Origin of the sequence: Variovorax sp. PAMC26660, assembly GCF_014302995.1 — a bacterium.
GTDB lineage: Bacteria > Pseudomonadota > Gammaproteobacteria > Burkholderiales > Burkholderiaceae_C > Variovorax.
The window spans coordinates 1,544,257-1,562,168 of record NZ_CP060295.1; the positions used below are offsets into that span (position 1 = coordinate 1,544,257).

17 protein-coding genes and 1 pseudogene are annotated in these 17,912 nt (G+C 65.7%); 11 read left to right on the plus strand and 7 right to left on the minus strand.

From position 1 onward, the window contains the following. Positions 1-7 precede the first annotated feature (7 nt). Together H7F35_RS07380 and dusB are read right to left on the minus strand one after the other, a co-directional pair. A complete protein-coding gene (locus tag H7F35_RS07380) occupies positions 8-244 on the minus strand; it encodes a Fis family transcriptional regulator (RefSeq protein ID WP_007838304.1) in 237 nt (78 codons plus the stop codon). A gap of 17 nt (positions 245-261) precedes the next feature. Further along, positions 262-1,320, minus strand: a complete 1,059-nt coding sequence (gene dusB / locus H7F35_RS07385) for a tRNA dihydrouridine synthase DusB (protein WP_187112271.1) — start codon at positions 1,318-1,320, stop codon at positions 262-264. A gap of 174 nt (positions 1,321-1,494) precedes the next feature. Here dusB and H7F35_RS07390 point away from each other — a divergent pair, with 174 nt between their 5' ends. Further along, positions 1,495-1,965 (plus strand): YqaA family protein, encoded by a 471-nt coding sequence (locus H7F35_RS07390; protein WP_187112272.1) that lies wholly within the window; start codon positions 1,495-1,497, stop codon positions 1,963-1,965. Positions 1,966-1,975: 10 nt separating this feature from the next. Here the strand turns inward: H7F35_RS07390 and H7F35_RS07395 are convergent, their stop codons facing one another. Then, a complete protein-coding gene (locus H7F35_RS07395; RefSeq protein ID WP_187112273.1) occupies positions 1,976-2,650 on the minus strand; it encodes a glutathione S-transferase in 675 nt (224 codons plus the stop codon). 255 nt (positions 2,651-2,905) lie between these two features. Between H7F35_RS07395 and H7F35_RS35110 the strand changes: the two are divergent. Next, a pseudogene (locus H7F35_RS35110) lies at positions 2,906-3,013 on the plus strand (serine protease); the annotation flags it as partial. A gap of 87 nt (positions 3,014-3,100) precedes the next feature. Here H7F35_RS35110 and H7F35_RS07400 read toward each other — a convergent pair. From H7F35_RS07400 to ychF, 3 genes are all read right to left on the minus strand, one after another. Beyond that, positions 3,101-3,529, minus strand: a complete 429-nt coding sequence (locus H7F35_RS07400) for a hypothetical protein (RefSeq protein WP_187112274.1) — start codon at positions 3,527-3,529, stop codon at positions 3,101-3,103. 17 nt (positions 3,530-3,546) lie between these two features. Next, positions 3,547-4,401 (minus strand): DUF4019 domain-containing protein, encoded by an 855-nt coding sequence (locus tag H7F35_RS07405; protein WP_187112275.1) that lies wholly within the window; start codon positions 4,399-4,401, stop codon positions 3,547-3,549. A 1,061-nt stretch (positions 4,402-5,462) separates the two neighbouring features. Next, a complete protein-coding gene (gene ychF / locus H7F35_RS07410) occupies positions 5,463-6,557 on the minus strand; it encodes a redox-regulated ATPase YchF (protein WP_187112276.1) in 1,095 nt (364 codons plus the stop codon). Positions 6,558-6,760: 203 nt separating this feature from the next. On the opposite strand from ychF, the gene H7F35_RS07415 reads away from it, so the two are divergent. From H7F35_RS07415 to rbsD, 6 genes are read left to right on the plus strand one after another with little or no spacing between them, the layout of a single operon-like run. Next, complete coding sequence (locus H7F35_RS07415; RefSeq protein WP_187112277.1) at positions 6,761-7,714, plus strand: sugar ABC transporter substrate-binding protein; 954 nt, start codon at positions 6,761-6,763, stop codon at positions 7,712-7,714. A gap of 36 nt (positions 7,715-7,750) precedes the next feature. Beyond that, entirely contained in the window at positions 7,751-9,355 is a 1,605-nt protein-coding gene (locus tag H7F35_RS07420; protein ID WP_187112278.1) for a sugar ABC transporter ATP-binding protein, read from the plus strand. Then, positions 9,352-10,335 carry an ABC transporter permease gene (locus tag H7F35_RS07425; RefSeq protein WP_187112279.1) on the plus strand — a complete coding sequence of 328 codons (984 nt, stop codon included), beginning with the start codon at positions 9,352-9,354 and terminating at the stop codon, positions 10,333-10,335. The genes H7F35_RS07420 and H7F35_RS07425 overlap by 4 nt, the downstream gene beginning before the upstream one ends. A 30-nt stretch (positions 10,336-10,365) precedes the next feature. After that, positions 10,366-11,478 (plus strand): LacI family DNA-binding transcriptional regulator, encoded by a 1,113-nt coding sequence (locus tag H7F35_RS07430; RefSeq protein ID WP_187112280.1) that lies wholly within the window; start codon positions 10,366-10,368, stop codon positions 11,476-11,478. Next, entirely contained in the window at positions 11,475-12,461 is a 987-nt protein-coding gene (gene rbsK, locus H7F35_RS07435) for a ribokinase (RefSeq protein WP_410010766.1), read from the plus strand. The genes H7F35_RS07430 and rbsK overlap by 4 nt, the downstream gene beginning before the upstream one ends. Continuing rightward, positions 12,458-12,850 carry a D-ribose pyranase gene (gene rbsD, locus H7F35_RS07440; RefSeq protein WP_187112281.1) on the plus strand — a complete coding sequence of 131 codons (393 nt, stop codon included), beginning with the start codon at positions 12,458-12,460 and terminating at the stop codon, positions 12,848-12,850. The genes rbsK and rbsD overlap by 4 nt, the downstream gene beginning before the upstream one ends. 323 nt (positions 12,851-13,173) lie before the next feature. Here rbsD and H7F35_RS07445 read toward each other — a convergent pair whose 3' ends face one another. Then, positions 13,174-14,055, minus strand: a complete 882-nt coding sequence (locus H7F35_RS07445; protein WP_187112282.1) for an MOSC domain-containing protein — start codon at positions 14,053-14,055, stop codon at positions 13,174-13,176. A gap of 117 nt (positions 14,056-14,172) precedes the next feature. Here H7F35_RS07445 and H7F35_RS07450 point away from each other — a divergent pair, with 117 nt between their 5' ends. From H7F35_RS07450 to H7F35_RS07460, 3 genes are read left to right on the plus strand one after another with little or no spacing between them, the layout of a single operon-like run. Then, the gene (locus H7F35_RS07450; protein WP_187112283.1) at positions 14,173-15,300 is read left to right on the plus strand and encodes an FAD-dependent monooxygenase; all 1,128 of its coding nucleotides are present in this window, start codon (positions 14,173-14,175) and stop codon (positions 15,298-15,300) included. Between the two features lie 26 nt (positions 15,301-15,326). Beyond that, positions 15,327-16,049 (plus strand): DsbC family protein, encoded by a 723-nt coding sequence (locus H7F35_RS07455; protein ID WP_187112284.1) that lies wholly within the window; start codon positions 15,327-15,329, stop codon positions 16,047-16,049. Then, on the plus strand, positions 16,049-17,908 hold the full coding sequence (locus tag H7F35_RS07460; protein WP_187112285.1) for a M61 family metallopeptidase: 1,860 nt from the start codon (positions 16,049-16,051) through the stop codon (positions 17,906-17,908). The genes H7F35_RS07455 and H7F35_RS07460 overlap by 1 nt, the downstream gene beginning before the upstream one ends. The last annotated feature ends 4 nt before the right edge of the window (positions 17,909-17,912 follow it).

The following is a 17,912-nucleotide window of genomic DNA, read 5'->3' on the forward strand; positions in this document are numbered from 1 at the left end:
CGTGGAGTTATTTCAAAAGTTTGTGCTCGACCAGCTTCTTGCGAAGGGTGTTGCGATTCAGGCCCAACCATTGCGCGGCTTTGGATTGGTTGCCCTCCGCGCGCGTCATCACGACGTCGAGCAGGGGTTTCTCGACCACGCGCACGAGCATCTCGTACATGCCGTCGGGTTCGGTGCCGCGCAGATCGCGAAAGTAGCTGTCCAGACTGGTGCGCACGCAGTCCTCGATGTGTTTCTTGCTCATTGCTTCTTCTCTTCTTCTCAATCGACGGCGCAAGCCGCCTCCTCTTCACCGGACAGCTCTTCGTCTGCCTGGTGTGCAGGCATGCGGTCCATCCGGTCCGCAAGCCCGTCGAAATAATCACCGACGGCGCGCAGTTGCTCGCCGCAGTCCTCGATGCTGTTCATCCGCCCGCGAAAGGCCTCGCCGTCGGGCAGGGTGCGCACGTACCAGCCGATGTGCTTGCGCGCGGTGCGCACGCCGCTGTAGTCGCCGTACAGCGCATAGTGCTCCACCAGATGGTCGAGCAGCAAGCGGCGCACTTCCGCCACCAGCGGCGGCGCGCGGTACGTGCCCGTTTCCAGGAAGTGCGCGATCTCGCGAAAGATCCAGGGGCGGCCTTGCGCGGCGCGGCCGATCATCACCGCATCGGCGCCGGTGGCCGCGAGCACGTCGCGTGCTTTCTCCGGCGAACGGATATCGCCGTTGGCCACCACCGGCACGCGCACCGCGGCCTTCACTGCCGCGATGGTGTCGTATTCGGCGTGCCCCTTGTAGCCCTGCTCGCGCGTGCGTCCGTGCACCGTGAGCATCTGCACGCCGGCCGATTCGAAATCGCGCGCAAGCTTCACCGCGTTGCGCTGTTCGTCGCTCCAACCGGTGCGCATCTTGAGCGTGACCGGCACGTTGTACGGCTGCGCGGCATCGACCACGGCCTGCACGATTTCCAAAGCCAGCGGCTCGTCGCGCATCAGCGCAGAGCCAGCCCACTTGTTGCAGACCTTCTTGGCCGGGCAGCCCATGTTGATGTCGATGATCTGCGCGCCACGCTCGATGTTGTAGACCGTGGCCTCGGCCATCATGGCTGCGTCGGTGCCGGCGATCTGAACGGCAATGGGGCCCGGCTCGCCGTCGTGGTTGGCGCGGCGCGAAGTCTTGAGCGTGCCCCACAGTTCCTTGCGCGACGTGACCATCTCGCTGACCGCATAGCCGGCGCCGAGTTCGCGGCACAGCATGCGGAAGGGCCGGTCCGTCACGCCGGCCATGGGCGCGACGAACAGGCGGTTTTCCAGCGTGTGTGTGCCGATCTGCAAGGTCATTTGGAAGGAAGCGGTGCGAGCTCGGCTGCTGAAAAATGAGGCACGATTGTAGCCACCCCGCATTTCAGCGACTGAAACGATTTGCGCCTTTGGCACAGGCGTAAACACCAGTGGTTCGCGGGGCTTTCTCCCACATGGTTGCGACGTGAGCGCTGCCTATACTTCGCCGACTCTATGCAAGCCTGGCTCGACTCCCTCATGGCGCTGCTGGCGCTGCCGCAGTACGGTCTGTCGACCCTGTTCGTCGCCGCATTCGTCTCCGCGACATTGCTGCCGGTGGGCTCCGAGCCCGTTCTGTTCGGCCTGCTCAAGCTCAACCCCGACATGTTCTGGCCGGCCATCGCGGTGGCGACCGTAGGCAACACGCTGGGGGGTGCAGTCGACTGGTGGATGGGCTACGGCGCCCACAAGGTGGCCGACAAGTACTCGCACTCGAAGCACCATGTGCGCGTGCTCGGCTGGCTCGAACGGCTCGGGCCCAAGGCCTGCCTGCTGGCCTGGCTGCCGCTGGTGGGCGATCCGCTGTGCGCGGTGGCGGGCTGGCTCAAGCTGCCGTTCTGGCCTTGCGTGGCCTACATGGCGATCGGGAAATTCCTGCGCTACGTGACCATGACGGTCGCGCTGCTCTACGTCTTCCCGTCCTGAGACCAGCGCCTCAGCTCAACAGGCCGTAAGGGCCGCCGCGCTCCAGCGCGCGCTTGTACGCAGGACGCGCGTGGATGCGCTCCAGATACGCCATGAGTTTGGGCCGCTTCGCATCGAGCCCGCCGCGCGCCTGCGAGGCTTCGACCGGGAAGCTCATCTGGATGTCCGCGCCCGTGAACGCATCGCCCGCGAACCACTCGCACTTGCCCAGCTCTGCTTCCATGAAGTTCAGGTGGCTCGCGATATTCGGATTGATGAACGCCGACTTGGCCTTGGACGCGATCGCCTTGGCAACCGGCTTCGCGAAGAACGGCATCTTGCTCGTCTCGATCCGGTCGAACACCAGCTTCAGCAACAGCGGCGACATGGCCGTGCCTTCGGCAAAGTGCAGCCAGTAGCGATAACGGATCGCGTCCGGCGTGCCGGCCGCAGGCGCCAGGCGGCCATTGCCGTAACGCTCGATGAGCGTCTCGACGATCGCGCCCGATTCCGCGAGGGTGATGCCGTCATCCGTCGTTACCACCGGTGACTTGCCCAGCGGATGCACGGCCCGCAGCGAAGCGGGCGCCAACATGGTCTGCGCATCGCGCTGGTAGTGAACGATCTCGTAAGGCAACTCGAGCTCTTCGAGCAGCCAGAGCACACGTTGCGAGCGCGAGTTGTTGAGGTGGTGGACGGTGAGCATGGCGGCGGACCTTGTGGAGAAATCGGGGCGCGCGCAGTCTAACCAACAACAGGAACTACGGGGCTTTGACACCCATCGACACGGTGTCCCCGCCTACAGGGAACCGGAGTGCTCGCTTCCTGCACTCGCCCGAATGAAAAACCTCTCCGGCCCAGGAAGCCCTTGGCAGCCGTGTTCTGGCTCGATGCCCTCGCCTGCCACGCGTGGGCGCTGCAGTTGCCGGCCGTGCAGATTGCACCGGTTGGAGGCCTGCGCGTGTTCGCCATCGGCAGCCCGCACGGACTCGAACTCACGTTGACCGAAGGGCCGATCTCCGCCTTGCGGCCCCGGTCGCGAGGCCAGCTGCCGATCATCCAGACCTCCGCGCCGGTGTCCACGGGCTCCCGCGGCGACGGGCTGTTCGATGACGAAGCCGGCCTGGTGACAATCGAGACCGTTTCCCGCCTTGCATCAGCGCGCAAAGACGGGCGCCGCGACGAAGTGGTGAAGCGGCATCCAGCTGTCCGAGACGGTCCATACGCCATTCACCCTCGCTACAGCAAAGGCAAGCGGCCGCAGCACTTCATCGGGAAGTTCAACCTGAACATAAATCCGTCCCCTTTCCCGTTTGTACAAGACGGTTGAAACAGCGAGGACGTCGTCGCGCTGCTGGGCGATGGCGCAAAGACGCTCATGTACCCGCTCCTGGAGCCGCTCGCCGCCGAGGTCTTTCGCCCCGTCTTCTTCCAGAGGATTCAGCACCTGAAAATTGGCCGCCTCGCCAAGGAATGCGATACCCAATGGAGGAAGCGTCCCGTCCCTGCGCATGATTTGCTCGCCTGCCTGGGTAGAGGCAAACACGACTTGGGCCAGGAGATCGTCGTTGGAAGTCGAGGTCATTGCAGCTCGCGGCGATGTCAGCCGCCGGTGCTTTCTTTGCGGATCAGCCATTGGCTGCCCGAGCGCTGCAACTCCAGCGTCTTGCGGCTGGCCTCCCTCAGCTTGTCCGCGCGGTAGTTCTGCCGAAATCGAGCACTCGCGGTCTGACCGTTGATGCCGATCACCAGGTCTTCAACGGCGACGTCGATGCTCGACTTGCCGGTAATGCGGGCACGGCGTTCTTCTTCCCAGCTCTTGCGGCTCTGGCTGCGGGCTGGTGTGAACTCGGGCGCATAGGCCGCCAAGTAGCGATCCATGTCCCGGGCCGACCAGGCCGAGGCCCAGGCGTGCACGGCCGCTTCGACCTCGGCAACGCTGGCACCGGGCGCCGAGGGCGGCGATGGCTGGGTAGCAGGCTTGGCCGGCGCCACGGTGATGTCCGGCACCTCTCGCGCTATCGCATACCCCGTGAAGCTCCAGTTGTTGTTCTCCATCGCAAAGCTGATCTTTTCGGAGGCTCTTTTCCCGCTGTTCAAGTGGGTGGAGAACACGACATTGGCATAGAGACCCGCGGGGAAACCGGACTCGTTGTCCGCCAGGTACTTGAGGCGCGTCACAGTCGACCAATCGCGGTCCACCACAGGCCCCATGGACTGCCGTGCCTTTCGCGTGGCCTGGATAAAGGTGGCCTTGCTCATGCGGCTCTTCAGCACACTGGAGCCCGAATCCCAAAGCTCGCCCGATCGGTCGGCGTCGGCTTTCTGAAGAATTTCGGTCGCGGCGCGGAGCAATTCATCGGACGCCACGTCCGGCACCTGTGCCGCCGCGGCAGCGATCTGCAAACCCGCAGCCATGAGACATCCGGCAAGAAGCCGCGTGAAGAATTGATTCATTGATTCCCTTTTTTCATTTTTTTGGACAATTGTTCAACCGATTTACCTGGCAGCGAGCTTTGTGCGCAATAGATCCTTTTACGTGGCGTTGATGCCCCAGCCACCAAGGCAATTACGCATCGCCACCAGCATCAAGGCGTTGCCAGCGTCCTTGCCCGGTCACCCCTCTTTTTACTGATCGCTCGCCCTGACGATCGACGTCAGACTGGCATTGATTTTTATCACTCCATTTGCGGCTCATGCTGGCGAGTGACGCGGAGCCGATATTTTTTACTGCCGGGGAAAATGGCGACGCTCACAATTTCCATGCGAGAGCCTGTGCCCGCCAGAAAAATCCAATTCAATTGAATCCAGAGTGACAGTGCAATTCGAACTTCGACGGCAATCGAAAGTATCGATTGCCCAAGAAAATGCATTCAACTGAAAAACAAAACCCGTAGCGATCCTATGTAGGATTGAACTCAAAATTCAGCAATCAACTCTGATTTTTGAGGAGCAAATCACGGTCTTCCGCTAAATCTATTTAGAAAGAAACGCAAATTGGCCGCGCGATCTGGCGAGGTTTGGCAACTGCGATGCGGGCACGCTCCCGCAGGCGCGGCCATAGGCTGGCGCGTCATTTTTGGCTCTTCAACGCTGTCGCATTGCCGTGCAGGTCGCACGTTCGCGCTGCGGTTGCCATCGCCAGAATTGCGGTTGCCCAAGGCGCCATGGGACCGGGTTGTTGTCCTCGCCCGCCGATCCGGACAGCGAGGCCTGTAGCGACGGGCGACTGTCGCTGTCGCACGTGGGGCTGGAGGAGACGTCGACAGGGAGTTTTCGTGACGCGAGGCCTGCAGGCTGCAGCTGATGTCCCTGCATCGGTTGGAACAATCCAGCATGCAGCCAGGGTCCATGAAGTCGCGGGTCGACCAGCGACCAGCGACAGGCGGCAAGCAGCCGCCGATCTCGGGCAAATCCTTGGAGTACCCGATGCGCGCTGCCGCCTTGGAGTTCCGGCGTCCTGATCCGCAGGCGCCACGGCCAGCCCCTGACGCCGCGGCGGCTGCTTCTATGGCGTCTTATGTCGGGCTGAACAGGAAGTTCATCACGTCGCCATCCTTGACGACGTATTCCTTGCCTTCCGAACGCATTTTCCCCGCGTCCTTGGCGCCCTGCTCGCCCTTGAACGCGATGTAGTCCTCGAACGCGATGGTCTGGGCGCGGATGTAGCCCTTCTCGAAGTCGCCGTGGATCACGCCGGCCGCTTGCGGGCCGGTGTCGCCGATGTGGATGGTCCAGGCGCGAACTTCCTTCACGCCGGCGGTGAAATACGTCTGCAGGCCCAGCAGCTTGTAGGCCGCGCGGATCAAACGGTTCAGGCCCGGTTCTTCCTGGCCGATTTCGGCGAGGAACATCTTCTTGTCCTCGTCGTCCATCTCGGACAGGTCGGCTTCGATCTTGGCGCAGATGGCGACCACGGGCGCGCCCTGCTTGGCGGCGTATTCGCGCAGGCGGTCGAGGTACGGGTTGTTCTCGAAGCCATCCTCGGCCACATTGCCCACGAACATCGCGGGCTTGGCGGTGATCAGCGTGAACGTCTTGACCAGCGGCTGCTCTTCCTTCGTGAATTCCAGTGCACGCACCGGTGTGTTCTCGTTCAGCGCGGCCTGGCAGCGTTCGAGCAAGGCAACCAGCTTCTGCGCTTCTTTGTCGCCCGAACGGGCAACCTTGGTGTGGCGGTGCAGCGCCTTCTCGACCGTGGCGAGGTCGGCCAGGCAGAGTTCGGTCTGGATCACTTCGATGTCGGAGATCGGGTCGACCTTGCCGGCCACGTGGATCACGTTCTCGTCGTCGAAGCAGCGCACCACGTTGACCGTAGCGTCGGTCTCACGGATGTGCGCCAGGAACTTGTTGCCCAGGCCTTCACCGGTGCTGGCACCGGCCACAAGGCCGGCGATGTCGACGAACTCGACGATGGCAGGCACCACGCGCTCGGGCTTGACGATCTCGCTCAGTTGCGCGAGCCGCGGATCGGGCACTTCCACCACGCCCACATTGGGCTCGATGGTGCAGAACGGATAGTTTTCCGCTGCGATGCCGGCCTTGGTCAACGCATTGAAAAGGGTGGATTTACCGACGTTGGGCAGGCCGACGATGCCGCATTGCAAACTCATGGGGGGTCCTCTTGGGTAACCGGCGATTTTAGGCGAGCAAGGTTTCAGGCCCGCCCAGGAGGTCTTCGGGCCACCTTTCATGGCCGCGAAACCTCAGGGTTAGCACCGATTAGCAAACGTTTGCGCAAACGTTTCCGCTGGTTAACATCGGAGCCCCGGCCAGAGACCGGCGTACCGCTCAACCACCTCAGGAGACACACACCATGAAGTTCACCCGCCGTACCCTGCAAAGCGCTGCCGCACTGACGCTGCTGGGCGCCATTGCCGCATCGCCCGCCTTCGCCCAGGACAAGCCGAAGGTCGCGCTGGTCATGAAGTCGCTGGCCAACGAGTTCTTCCGCACCATGGAAGACGGCGCCAAGGCGCACCAGAAAGCCAACGCCTCGCAGTACACGCTGGTGGCCAATGGCATCAAGGACGAGACCGACACCTCCGCCCAGATCAAGATGGTCGAGCAGATGATGGCGCAGAAGATCAATGCGCTGGTCATCGCCCCCGCCGATTCGAAGGCGCTGGTGCCGGTGATCAAGGCAGCCATCGACAAGGGCATCCTGGTGGTCAACATCGACAACCAGCTCGACGCCGCCGCGCTCAAGGAAAAGGGCATCCAGGTGCCCTTCGTCGGCCCCGACAACCGCGCCGGCGCCAAGCTCGTCGGCGACGCACTCGCCAAGGACCTGAAGTCGGGCGACAAGGTCGGCATCATCGAAGGCGTGTCGACCACCTTCAATGCGCAGCAGCGCACGCTGGGCTATCAAGATGCCATGAAGGCCGCCGGCGTGACGGTGGTGGGCGTGCAGTCGGGCCAGTGGGAAATCGACAAGGGCAACACCGTGGCCGCCGGCATGCTGCGCGAACACCCCGATCTGAAGGCGCTGCTCGCCGGCAACGACAGCATGGCGCTGGGCGCGGTCGCAGCGGTCAAGGCCGCCGGCAAGACCGGCAAGGTGCTGGTGGTGGGCTACGACAACATCGGCGCCATCAAGCCCATGCTGAAGGACGGCCGCGTGCTCGCCACCGCCGACCAGTTCGCCGCCAAGCAGGCCGTGTTCGGCATCGAGACCGCGCTGAAGGCCATCGCCGACAAGAAGGCGCAGTCGGCCATGCCCGCCGAAGTGAAGACCGACGTGGTGCTGGTCACCAAAGACTCCAAGTAAACCGAGAGAGCGAAGACGTTGAACGCAGCACCCGCCATGAATTCCAGTCCCGCCGTGCCCGTGCTCTCGCTGAGCGCACTCGGCAAGGACTATGCGGCGCCGGTGCTCGACGACGTCTCGCTCCTGCTCAACGCCGGCGAGGTGCTCGCGCTCACGGGCGAGAACGGCGCGGGCAAGAGCACGCTGTCGAAGATCGTCTGCGGCCTGGTGCAGCCCACGCGCGGCCAGATGCTGCTCGACGGCAAGGCCTTCCGGCCGGGCTCACGCCGTGACGCCGAGCGCCAGGGCGTGCGCATGGTCATGCAGGAGCTGGGGCTGGTCACCACGCTGTCGGTGGCAGAGAACCTGCTGCTCGACCGCCTGCCCAACAAGACCGGCTGGATACGCAAGGCCAGGCTGCACGAGCTGGCCGCGCGCCAGCTCGCCAAGATCGGCATGGAGAACATCGACCCCGCCACGCCGGTGGCGCGGCTGGGCATCGGCCAGCAGCAGATGGTCGAGATCGCCCGCAACCTGCAGGACGACACGCGCGTGCTGGTGCTCGACGAGCCCACCGCCATGCTCACCCCGCGCGAGACCTCGCACCTGTTCGAGCAGATCGAACTGCTGAAGGCGCGCGGCGTGGCCATCGTCTATGTGTCGCACCGCCTCGAAGAACTTCAGCGCATTGCCGACCGCGTGGCGGTGCTGCGCGACGGCCGATTGGTCGACGTGCGCGCCATGGCCGGCGTGCGCGAATCCGAACTGGTGCAGCGCATGGTGGGGCGCGAGGTGCACGAGCACGAAGGGCGCGAGCGCCGTGTCGCCGGGCCGGTGCTACTGAGTGCACGCGGCCTGGGCCGGGCGCAGGTGGTGCGCGATGTCGACATCGACCTGCGCGCCGGCGAAGTCATGGGCCTGGCCGGGCTGGTGGGCTCGGGCCGGACCGAACTGGTGCGGCTGCTGTTCGGCGCCGACCGCGCGGACCGCGGCGAAATTTCCCTCTACGACGCCGCGTCCGGCACGCAGCCGACGCAGCGCGCGCGCAAGGGCTGGCGCTCGCCGATGCAGGCCATCCGCGCCGGCATCGGCCTGGTGACGGAAGACCGCAAGTCGCAAGGCCTCTTGCTCACCCAGTCGATCCGCGTCAACGCCACGCTGAGCGACCTGGGCGCGATCTCGCATGCCGGCTGGCTGCTGCGCGCCAAAGAGCGCGGCATCGCGCAACGCCTGGTGGAGCTGCTGCGCATCCGCTCGCGCAGCATCGAACAACCGGTTGCCACCCTGAGCGGCGGCAACCAGCAGAAGGTGGTGTTCGCACGCTGGCTGCACCGCGAATGCAAGGTGCTGCTGCTCGACGAACCGACGCGCGGCGTGGATGTCGGCGCACGCGCCGACCTGTACGCCGAACTCGACCGCATGACCGACGCCGGCAAAGCGCTGCTGATGGTGTCGAGCGACCTGCGCGAGCTGATGGCCATGTGCGACCGCATCGGCGTGATGAGCGCCGGCCGGCTGGTCGCGGTGTTCGAACGCGGCGAATGGAGCGAACAATCGCTGCTGGCCGCCGCGTTCAGCGACGCGACAGGACGCGCCGCCACGCCCATCACGCCAGCCCCTACTTCCGCCGCGCCGACCCCGGCCACCGCAGACACACCATGACCGCACCTGCTTCGACATCCACCTCGCCTTCCGCGCTCAAGGGCCAGTTGGGCACCTACCTCGGCCTGACCGTCGTGCTCGTCGGAATGATCGCGCTCTTCGGCTCGATGAGCGAATACTTCCTGACGCGCGAGACCTTCGTCTCGATCGCCAACGAAATTCCCGCGCTGGCCGTGATGGCGATCGGCATGACCTTCGTGCTGATCATCGCGGGCATCGACCTGTCGGTCGGCTCGGTGCTGGCGCTCAGCGCGGCCGTGACGGCGGCCGCGATTCTCGAATGGAAGCTCTCGGTGCCGCTGGCGGCTGCGCTGGGCCTCGCCACCGGACTGGTATGCGGCACGGTGACGGGCGCGGTGTCGGTCGCATGGCGGCTGCCGAGCTTCATCGTCTCGCTGGGCATGCTCGAAGCGGTGCGCGGCGGTGCCTACCTCGTGACCGATTCGCGCACACAGTACGTGGGCGATGCCATCTCCGGCCTGGCCGCGCCGTGGATCGGCGGCATCTCGGCCGCCTTCGTGCTGGCGGTGGTGCTGGTGGTCGTGGGGCAGATGGTGCTCACGCGCACGGTGTTCGGCCGCCATGTCGTGGGCATCGGCACCAACGAAGAAGCCATGCGCCTGGCGGGCGTGGACCCGCGGCCGATCCGCATCATCGTGTTCGCCGTCACGGGCCTGCTGGCCGGGCTCGCGGGGCTGATGCAGTCGGCACGGCTCGAGGCGGCCGACCCGAATGCCGGCGTCGGCATCGAGCTGCAGGTGATCGCGGCCGTGGTCATCGGCGGCACCAGCCTGATGGGCGGACGCGGCTCGGTGGTCAACACCTTCTTCGGTGTGCTGATCATCGCGGTGCTCGAAGCCGGGCTGGCGCAGGTGGGCGCGAGCGAGCCGAGCAAACGCATCATCACGGGCGCGGTGATCGTGGTGGCGGTCATCATCGACACCCTGCGCCAGCGCCGGGCCGACCGTCGCCTGGCCTGACACCCCACCGAATCAGGAACAGACAAGCACATGGCCACCATCAAGGACGTCGCACTCCAGGCGGACGTATCCGTCACCACCGTGTCGCACGTGGTCAACGACACCCGCCACGTGAGCGCCAAGGTGCGCGAGCGCGTGGAACTCGCCATCCGCGAACTGGGCTACGTGCCCAACGCAATGGCACGCAGCCTGAAGAGCAACACCACGTCGACGCTGGGCATGCTGATTCCGAACAGCTCCAACCCCTACTTCGCCGAGATCGTGCGCATCGTGGAAGACCGCTGCTTCGGCGCCGGCTACACGCTGGTGCTGTGCAACACCGACGACGAGCCCCATCGCCAGAGCGTCTACCTGCAGGTGCTGGCCGAGCGCCGCATCGACGGGCTGATCGTGGTGTCGACCGGTGCCGGCGACGACGATTCGCTCGTGACCCAACTGCGCGGCCTGCGCATTCCGACCGTGCTGGTCGACCGCGAGATCGCCGACCCGGCCTGCGACCTGGTGGAAACCGCGCACATGCAGGGCGGCCTGCTCGCGGTGCGGCACCTGCTGTCGCTGGGCCACAAGCGCATCGCCTGCATCGGCGGGCCGGTGGGCGTGATGCCGAGCGAACAACGCATCGAAGGCTGGCGCATGGCGCTGGCCGAGATCGGCGCCACACCCGATATTGCGAATGCCGATGCGCTGCTGTGGCGCGGTGGCTTCACCAGCCAGGGCGGCTACGAGGCCATGCACGCCATCCTGCGCACCGAAGAAAAGCCCTCGGCCGTGTTCGTCTGCAACGACCTGATGGCCATCGGCGCACTGCGCGCGGCGCATGAAAGCGGCGTGCACGTGCCTGACGAACTCTCCATCGTCGGCTTCGACGACATCGAACTCTCTGCCTACACCAGTCCGCCGCTCACCACGGTGGCGCAGCCCAAGGAACGCATCGGCGCGCTGGCGGTCGACATGCTGCTGGAGCGCGTGGGCGGCAAGCGCCGCGATGCGCGCAAGGTGGTGCTGCAGCCCGAATTGCGCGTGCGCGCCTCGACGGCGCGGCATGCGAGTTTTCGCGAAGCCACCGCCCCCTCTTCTGCTTCGTCTGCGGCAGTCGCCGCCGAAACGCCTTCAACGGAAACCCGAAAGTCCCGCACCCCGTGAGTCCGCAGTCTTCTTCCAGCCACAGCAGCAGTAGCAACACCAACGGCAGCCAGTCACCACGCATCGTGGTGCTTGGCAGCCTCAACATGGACCTGGTGCTGCGCGTGCCGCACGCACCGGCCGCGGGTGAAACCCTGCTGGGCCATTCGATCGCCACCATTCCCGGCGGCAAGGGCGCCAACCAGGCGGTGAGTTGTGCGCGCGAAGGCGGGCAGGTGCAAATGATCGGCTGCGTTGGCGACGACGCGCACGGTGCGGCTCTGCGCGACGCGCTGCAGCACGATGGCATCGACACCGCGGCGCTGCGCACCGTGGCGGACGAACCGACCGGCACCGCGCTCATCCTGGTCGAAGACAGCGGCCAGAACCGCATCGTGATGATTCCGGGCGCCAATGCGAAGGTCGAGATCGACGAAGCCACGCTGCGCCAGCAAGTGCAAGGCGCGGCCTTCCTCGTGACGCAGTTCGAGACGCCGATGGACCAGGTCGCGCGTGCCATTGCCGTGGCGCACGGCGCGGGCTGCAAGGTGCTGCTCAACCCGTCGCCGGTGCAGGCGATTGCCGAGCCGCTGTGGTCGCAGATCGACACGCTGGTGGTGAACGAGATTGAAGCGCAAACGCTGTGCGGCCAGTCGGCCGACAGCCCGCAGGAAGCGGCCGTCGCAGGGCAGGCGCTGCGCGCCAAGGGCATCGCGCGCGTGGTCGTCACGCTCGGCGCGCGCGGTGCGGTGGCGGTCGACGCCGATGGCGCACGCCATCATCCCGCGCCGAAGGTGCAGGCGGTCGATACCACTGCCGCTGGAGATACCTTCCTGGGCGCGCTCGCCGTGGCACTGGGCGAAAGCCAGTCCTTTGACGAAGCTGTGCGCCTGGGCATCCGCGCCGCTGCGCTGTGCATTCAGCAGCCCGGCGCCCAACCCTCCATTCCGCAGCGCGACGCCGTGCTGCGCAGCCCCATGCCCCCCGACTGGATCTCGCTGTGAAACGCTCTGCGCTGCTGCATGCCGAACTCTCCCAAGTGATTGCCGCTCTGGGCCACGGCGACATGCTCGTGATCGGCGATGCCGGCCTGCCGATTCCCGACGGCCCCCGGCGCATCGACCTCGCGCTCATGCGCGGCGTGCCGCTGATCACCGACGTGTTGAAGGCCGTGCTGTCGGAGATGCAGGTGGAGAGCATCGTGGTGGCCGACGAGGCGCTGGGCGATGCGAAGAAGTTGCCGGGTTGGTATCCGCAGTCGCTCGGCATCGCGCCGCAGACCGTGTCACACGAGGAGTTCAAGCGCCGCAGTGCGAAAGCTCGCGCCATAGTGCGCACGGGCGAATGCACGCCCTACGCCAACATCATTCTTGTCGCGGGCGTGAGCTTCTGACTCTCTGAGGGCTGTGGGGCTACGTTGGGGCGCTGCTGTTCAGGGCGTCGCTCACGCCGACACGGTGCTCTTTTTCGCGAATGTCCCCCGCTTCGCTCCTCCTTTATTTAGCGAAAAAGAGCACCGTATCGACGTGAGCCTTGGACAGAGCGGTCGTTGATCGCAGGATCAATAGCAGCGTGTCCAGGTGCGAATGACGCCGGGTGCTCCCCGCAGCGAAATAAAGGAGGAGCGAAGCGGGGGACATTCGTGGAGGGGAGCACCTGGTGTCGTTCGCACTCGCCCTGAATGAACCCATCCCACTCAAACGCCCAGAACGCGTGTCACTCGAAGCGGTAGTTCGCCCCCACAGCCTGCCCCACCTTGAGCATGTGCTCCACACCCTGAATGACGATGCAGTTCATCCCAAAGATGATGCCGCCATCGACACGCGCGTCCGCGCGGTAGGTACGCAACGTGTTGCCAACCTCGGGACTGCTGACAGCCGTCGCCGGGTCGATGTCGGGAATCGGGCAGCGCGTGCAAGGCTTGACGGGGCGCAACTCGGCCTCGCCTTCGCCCGTCGTGACGTGCAGCGCGTCGACCCGGTCTTCGTCGTGCGACTCGATGCCGGCCAGCACGATGTTGGCCCTGAAGCGCTCGATGCCCACGGGGTCGTGGCCTTGCGCCGCGAGCCGGTCGTTCAGCTCGGCCAGCGAGCCTTCGCTCGCCACCAGCAACGGAAAGCCGTCGGCAAACTGGTTCTGCGCCTCGACGCCATCGGTCCACTTCATGCTCGACAGGCGTTTTTGCTCCGGGTCGAAACGCACCAGGCGCAAGGTCTGCGGCTTGCCCGGCTCGGAGAGGAAGTCGCTGAACCACTGGGCGGCGATGTCGCCCATGTCGTAGGCGGCCACTTCATCCTTCCACACACGCACGCGCGCCGGCTTTTCGACGCGGTCGAAAGCCAGGTGCAGCGCCAGCATGCCGGGGGCGCGCAACACCACTTCCATGTGCTTCATCTGCGGCCGGATCAGCGCCATGCGCGGCAACTGGCGCTGGGTGACGAACTCGCCCTGGGCGTCGACCACCATCCAGGCGCGGTCGAATTCGAGCCCGGTCTCGGTCAGCAGTACTTCGGGAAGCTCCACGCCGCCGCAGGACTTGACCGGGTAGATGAACAGGCGCGCGATGGTGGCTTCGAGATCGAAAGCGGGCTGGGACACGGTGGGGGTTCCTTGGAAATCGGCTGCGATTGTCCCGCATCGCCTCGGCGGGAAGACCTTCGCGCACCGGGGGCAGGCGCCGGTCGCCCACGAACGGGCAACTCCTACAATTGTGAAATGGCCCTCCCTCCAGAAGTTTGCATTCGCGGCGCCGGCATCGTCGGCCGCACGCTGGCCCTGCTGCTCGCGCGCGAGCGTGTGCGCGTTGCGCTGATGGTGCCGCCGGCCACGCAGGGCAAGGAAGACATCCGCGCCTACGCGCTCAATACCGCCTCCCGCACGCTGCTCGAATCGCTGCGCGCCTGGCCCGACGCGGCCCATGCCACGCCGGTGCGCGAAATGCTGGTGCATGGCGACGAAGGTGGCCGCGTGCAGTTCAGCGCCGCGCGCCAGAAGGTCGATGCGCTGGCCTGGATCGTCGATGTGCCCGCACTCGAACAGCAACTTGCCGACGCGGTGCGCTTCCAGCCCCAGATCGAAGTCGTGACCGAGGCAGTGCCCGCGCCGCTGACCGTGGTGTGCGAAGGCAAGGCCAGCGCCACGCGCGCGGCGCTCGGCGTGAGCTACGAGGTCACGCGCTATCCGCAGCATGCAGTGGCGGCCCGCCTCGATGCCGACCAGTCGCACGACGGCAATGCCCGCCAGTGGTTCAACGACAGGGGCGAAGTGCTCGCGCTGTTGCCGCTCGGCGGCACGCACGGCAAGTCGCTCGCGCTGGTGTGGTCGGTCGACCAGTTGCGCGCGCCGGCCCTGTTGGCGCAAGGCGACGAGGAATTCAATGCCGCCGTGAGCGAGGCCAGCCATGGTGCGCTCGGTGCGCTTCGGCTTACCAGCGAGCGCGCGGCATGGCCGCTGCAGCGTGCGATTGCCGACCGCTGGACCGGCGTGATGCCGGGGCAACCTGCCCGTTCGTGGGCGCTCGCGGGCGATGCCGCGCACACGGTGCATCCGCTCGCGGGCCAGGGCCTGAACCTCGGCCTGGCCGATGTGGCCGCGCTGGCCGACGTGATCCGCAACCGCGACTACTGGCGCAGCGTGGGCGATGCCCGCCTGCTGCGCCGCTACGAACGCGCCCGCCGCGCCGATGTGCTGCAGATGAGCCTCGCCACCGACGGATTGCAGCAACTTTTCTCGCACAACGTGGGTCCACTCCCTGCATTGCGCAACTGGGGCATGCGCGGTTTCGACCGCACGCGCCTCGTCAAGCACTGGATCACTGCTCAGGCCATGGGCCTGAAGGCATGACGCAAAACTCTTCAACGGATCTCCCGATGACACTCGTACGCAACCTTCTTCTCGCCGCCTGCACGCTGGGTGCGGTCGTGGCCGCCACCGCCGGCGAAGCCGAGATCCGCAAGAACCTGCCCGCGCGCATTCCGCAGTTTCCGACCATCGACGAAGTCTCGAAGTCACCGGTGCCGGGCCTGTACGAAGTGCGCGTGAACGGCTCGCAGATCTTCTACACCGACGAACAGGGCAACTACCTGCTGCAGGGCAACCTGATCGACGTGAAGACCCGCAAGAACCTGACCGAAGAGCGCGTGGACAAGCTCACTGCGGTCGCCTTCGACCAACTGCCGCTGAAGGACTCGATCAAGATCGTGCGCGGCAACGGCAAGCGCAAGCTGGCGGTGTTCGAGGACCCGAATTGCGGCTACTGCAAGCGCTTCGAGAAAGACATGAAGACGGTCGACAACGTGACCGTCTACCTGTTCCTCTATCCGGTGCTCGGACCCGACTCGACCATCAAGTCGCGTGACATCTGGTGCAGCAAGGACAAGGGCAAGGCCTGGGGCGACTGGATGGAAGCCAGCGCCAAGCCCGCCACCGCCGCCAGCGGCTGCGACGTGACCGCGTTGCAGCGCAACGTCGAGTTCGGCCGCAAGTACAACATCACCGGCACGCCCACGCTGATCTTCAGCGACGGCACCCGCACGCCGGGCGCCATTCCCGCAGAGCAGGTCGAGAAGCAACTCGCCGCTTCGTCCAGCTGATGGCAACGAAAGCCATCTCGCGGCGCGCGGCCGTTGCAGCGCCTGTGGCAGGCGTGCGCTATCGCGTCGAATGCGCGGACCTGCATGCGCACCTCTTCGCCGTCACGCTGACCATCGACGCGCCCGCCGCGCAGCAGCGCGTGACGTTGCCGGTATGGATTCCGGGCAGCTACCTGGTGCGCGAGTTCTCCAAGAACCTGCAGGGCCTGCGCGCCACGCAGGGCCGCCGCAAGACGGTGCTGACGCAGCTCGACAAGTGCAGCTGGCTGGTCGAATGCACGCCGGACCAGCCGCTGGTGCTGCAGTACCAGGTCTGCGCGTATGACAACTCGGTGCGCACCGCCTGGCTCGATGCCGAGCGCGGCTTCTTCAACGGCACCAGCGTGTGCCTGCGGGTCGAAGGCCAGACCGATGCGCCGCACGCGATCGACATCGTTGCGCCGGCACCGTCGGCCGACGAAGGCGCGCGCTGGTCGTGTGCCACCGCCCTCGTCCCCTCGAAGATCGACAAGCACGGCTTCGGCAGCTACCAGGCTTCAGGCTACGACGAACTGGCCGACAGCCCGGTCGAAATGGGCGCTTTCTGGAGCGCTGAATTCGAAGCCTGTGGTGTGCCGCATCGCTTCGTGATAGCGGGTGCCGCAGCCTCGTTCGATGGCGAGCGGCTGATCGCCGACACCAAGGCCATCTGCGAGACCGAGATGCGCTTCTGGCACGGTGACAAGGTCGGCAAGCGCGGCGGCCCGAAGCTGCCCATCGACCGCTATGTCTTCATGCTCAACGCAGTCGACGACGGCTACGGCGGGCTGGAGCATCGGCATTCCACGGCGCTGATCTGCAATCGCCGGGACCTGCCGCAGCGCGGCGAGAAGAAAAAGCAGCCCGAGGGCTACACCACGCTGCAGGGCCTGATCAGCCACGAGTACTTCCACACCTGGAACGTCAAGCGCATGCGGCCCGCCGAGTTCGCGCGCTACGACTACAGCCAGGAAAACTACACACAGCTGCTGTGGTTCTTCGAGGGCTTCACCAGCTACTACGACGACCTGCTGCTGCGCCGCGCCGGCCGCATCGACGATGCGGCCTACCTGCGCCTGCTGAACAAGACCATCAACCAGGTGATGCAGACGCCGGGCCGCCTCGTGCAGCCGGTGGCCGATGCGAGCTTCGATGCCTGGGTCAAGTACTACCGCCAAGACGAACAGACGCCCAACAGCACGGTGAGCTACTACACCAAGGGCGCGCTGGTGGCGCTGTGCTTCGACCTCACGCTGCGCCACGAAGGCAAGGGCACGCTCGACGACGTGATGCGCCACCTGTGGACGCACAGCAGCGGCGGGCCGATCAGCGAAGCCGATGTGGCTGCGGCACTCGAAGCCGTGAGCGGCCGTTCGTATGCGGTGGAACTCGCGCGCTGGGTGCACTCGACCGAAGAGCTGCCGCTGGCGCAACTGCTGCGCGCCCATGGTGTCGCCACGCTGGAAGATCCTTCGCAACAGGCGCAGGTGCTGGGCCTGCGCGTGGCCGAAGCCAATGGCAGTGTGCAGGTGAAGGTGGTGCTGCGCGGTGGCGCGGCCGAGAAGGCCGGCTTTTCCGCGAACGACGAGTGGATCGGCATCGAGCTGCCCGCCGTTGGCAAGAAGGGCCAGCAGCGGCCGGCACAGGCCTGGCGCATCGCCAAGCTCGACGACCTGGCACTGTACCTGGGCGATGCGACGAAGTTCACTGCCATCGTCGCGCGCGATCGCAAGCTGTTGAAGTTGCCGCTGGTACTGCCCACGGGGGTGACCACCTGGCGGCTGTTCGCGCACGACGCCGCGAAGGTGGCGGCCTGGCTGGCGCCGGCGGCGCAGCGCTGAACAG

Coding starts and splice junctions, on each gene's coding strand:
- H7F35_RS07420 (WP_187112278.1), top strand. CDS start 7,751: ATGAATTCCAGTCCCGCCGTGCCCGTGCTCTCGCTGAGCGCACTCGGC.
- H7F35_RS07380 (WP_007838304.1), bottom strand. CDS start 244: ATGAGCAAGAAACACATCGAGGACTGCGTGCGCACCAGTCTGGACAGC.
- H7F35_RS07450 (WP_187112283.1), top strand. CDS start 14,173: ATGGCCCTCCCTCCAGAAGTTTGCATTCGCGGCGCCGGCATCGTCGGC.
- H7F35_RS07415 (WP_187112277.1), top strand. CDS start 6,761: ATGAAGTTCACCCGCCGTACCCTGCAAAGCGCTGCCGCACTGACGCTG.
- ychF (WP_187112276.1), bottom strand. CDS start 6,557: ATGAGTTTGCAATGCGGCATCGTCGGCCTGCCCAACGTCGGTAAATCC.
- H7F35_RS07425 (WP_187112279.1), top strand. CDS start 9,352: ATGACCGCACCTGCTTCGACATCCACCTCGCCTTCCGCGCTCAAGGGC.
- H7F35_RS07400 (WP_187112274.1), bottom strand. CDS start 3,529: ATGACCTCGACTTCCAACGACGATCTCCTGGCCCAAGTCGTGTTTGCC.
- H7F35_RS07405 (WP_187112275.1), bottom strand. CDS start 4,401: ATGAATCAATTCTTCACGCGGCTTCTTGCCGGATGTCTCATGGCTGCG.
- H7F35_RS07430 (WP_187112280.1), top strand. CDS start 10,366: ATGGCCACCATCAAGGACGTCGCACTCCAGGCGGACGTATCCGTCACC.
- H7F35_RS07460 (WP_187112285.1), top strand. CDS start 16,049: ATGGCAACGAAAGCCATCTCGCGGCGCGCGGCCGTTGCAGCGCCTGTG.
- H7F35_RS07390 (WP_187112272.1), top strand. CDS start 1,495: ATGCAAGCCTGGCTCGACTCCCTCATGGCGCTGCTGGCGCTGCCGCAG.
- H7F35_RS07395 (WP_187112273.1), bottom strand. CDS start 2,650: ATGCTCACCGTCCACCACCTCAACAACTCGCGCTCGCAACGTGTGCTC.
- H7F35_RS07455 (WP_187112284.1), top strand. CDS start 15,327: ATGACACTCGTACGCAACCTTCTTCTCGCCGCCTGCACGCTGGGTGCG.
- dusB (WP_187112271.1), bottom strand. CDS start 1,320: ATGACCTTGCAGATCGGCACACACACGCTGGAAAACCGCCTGTTCGTC.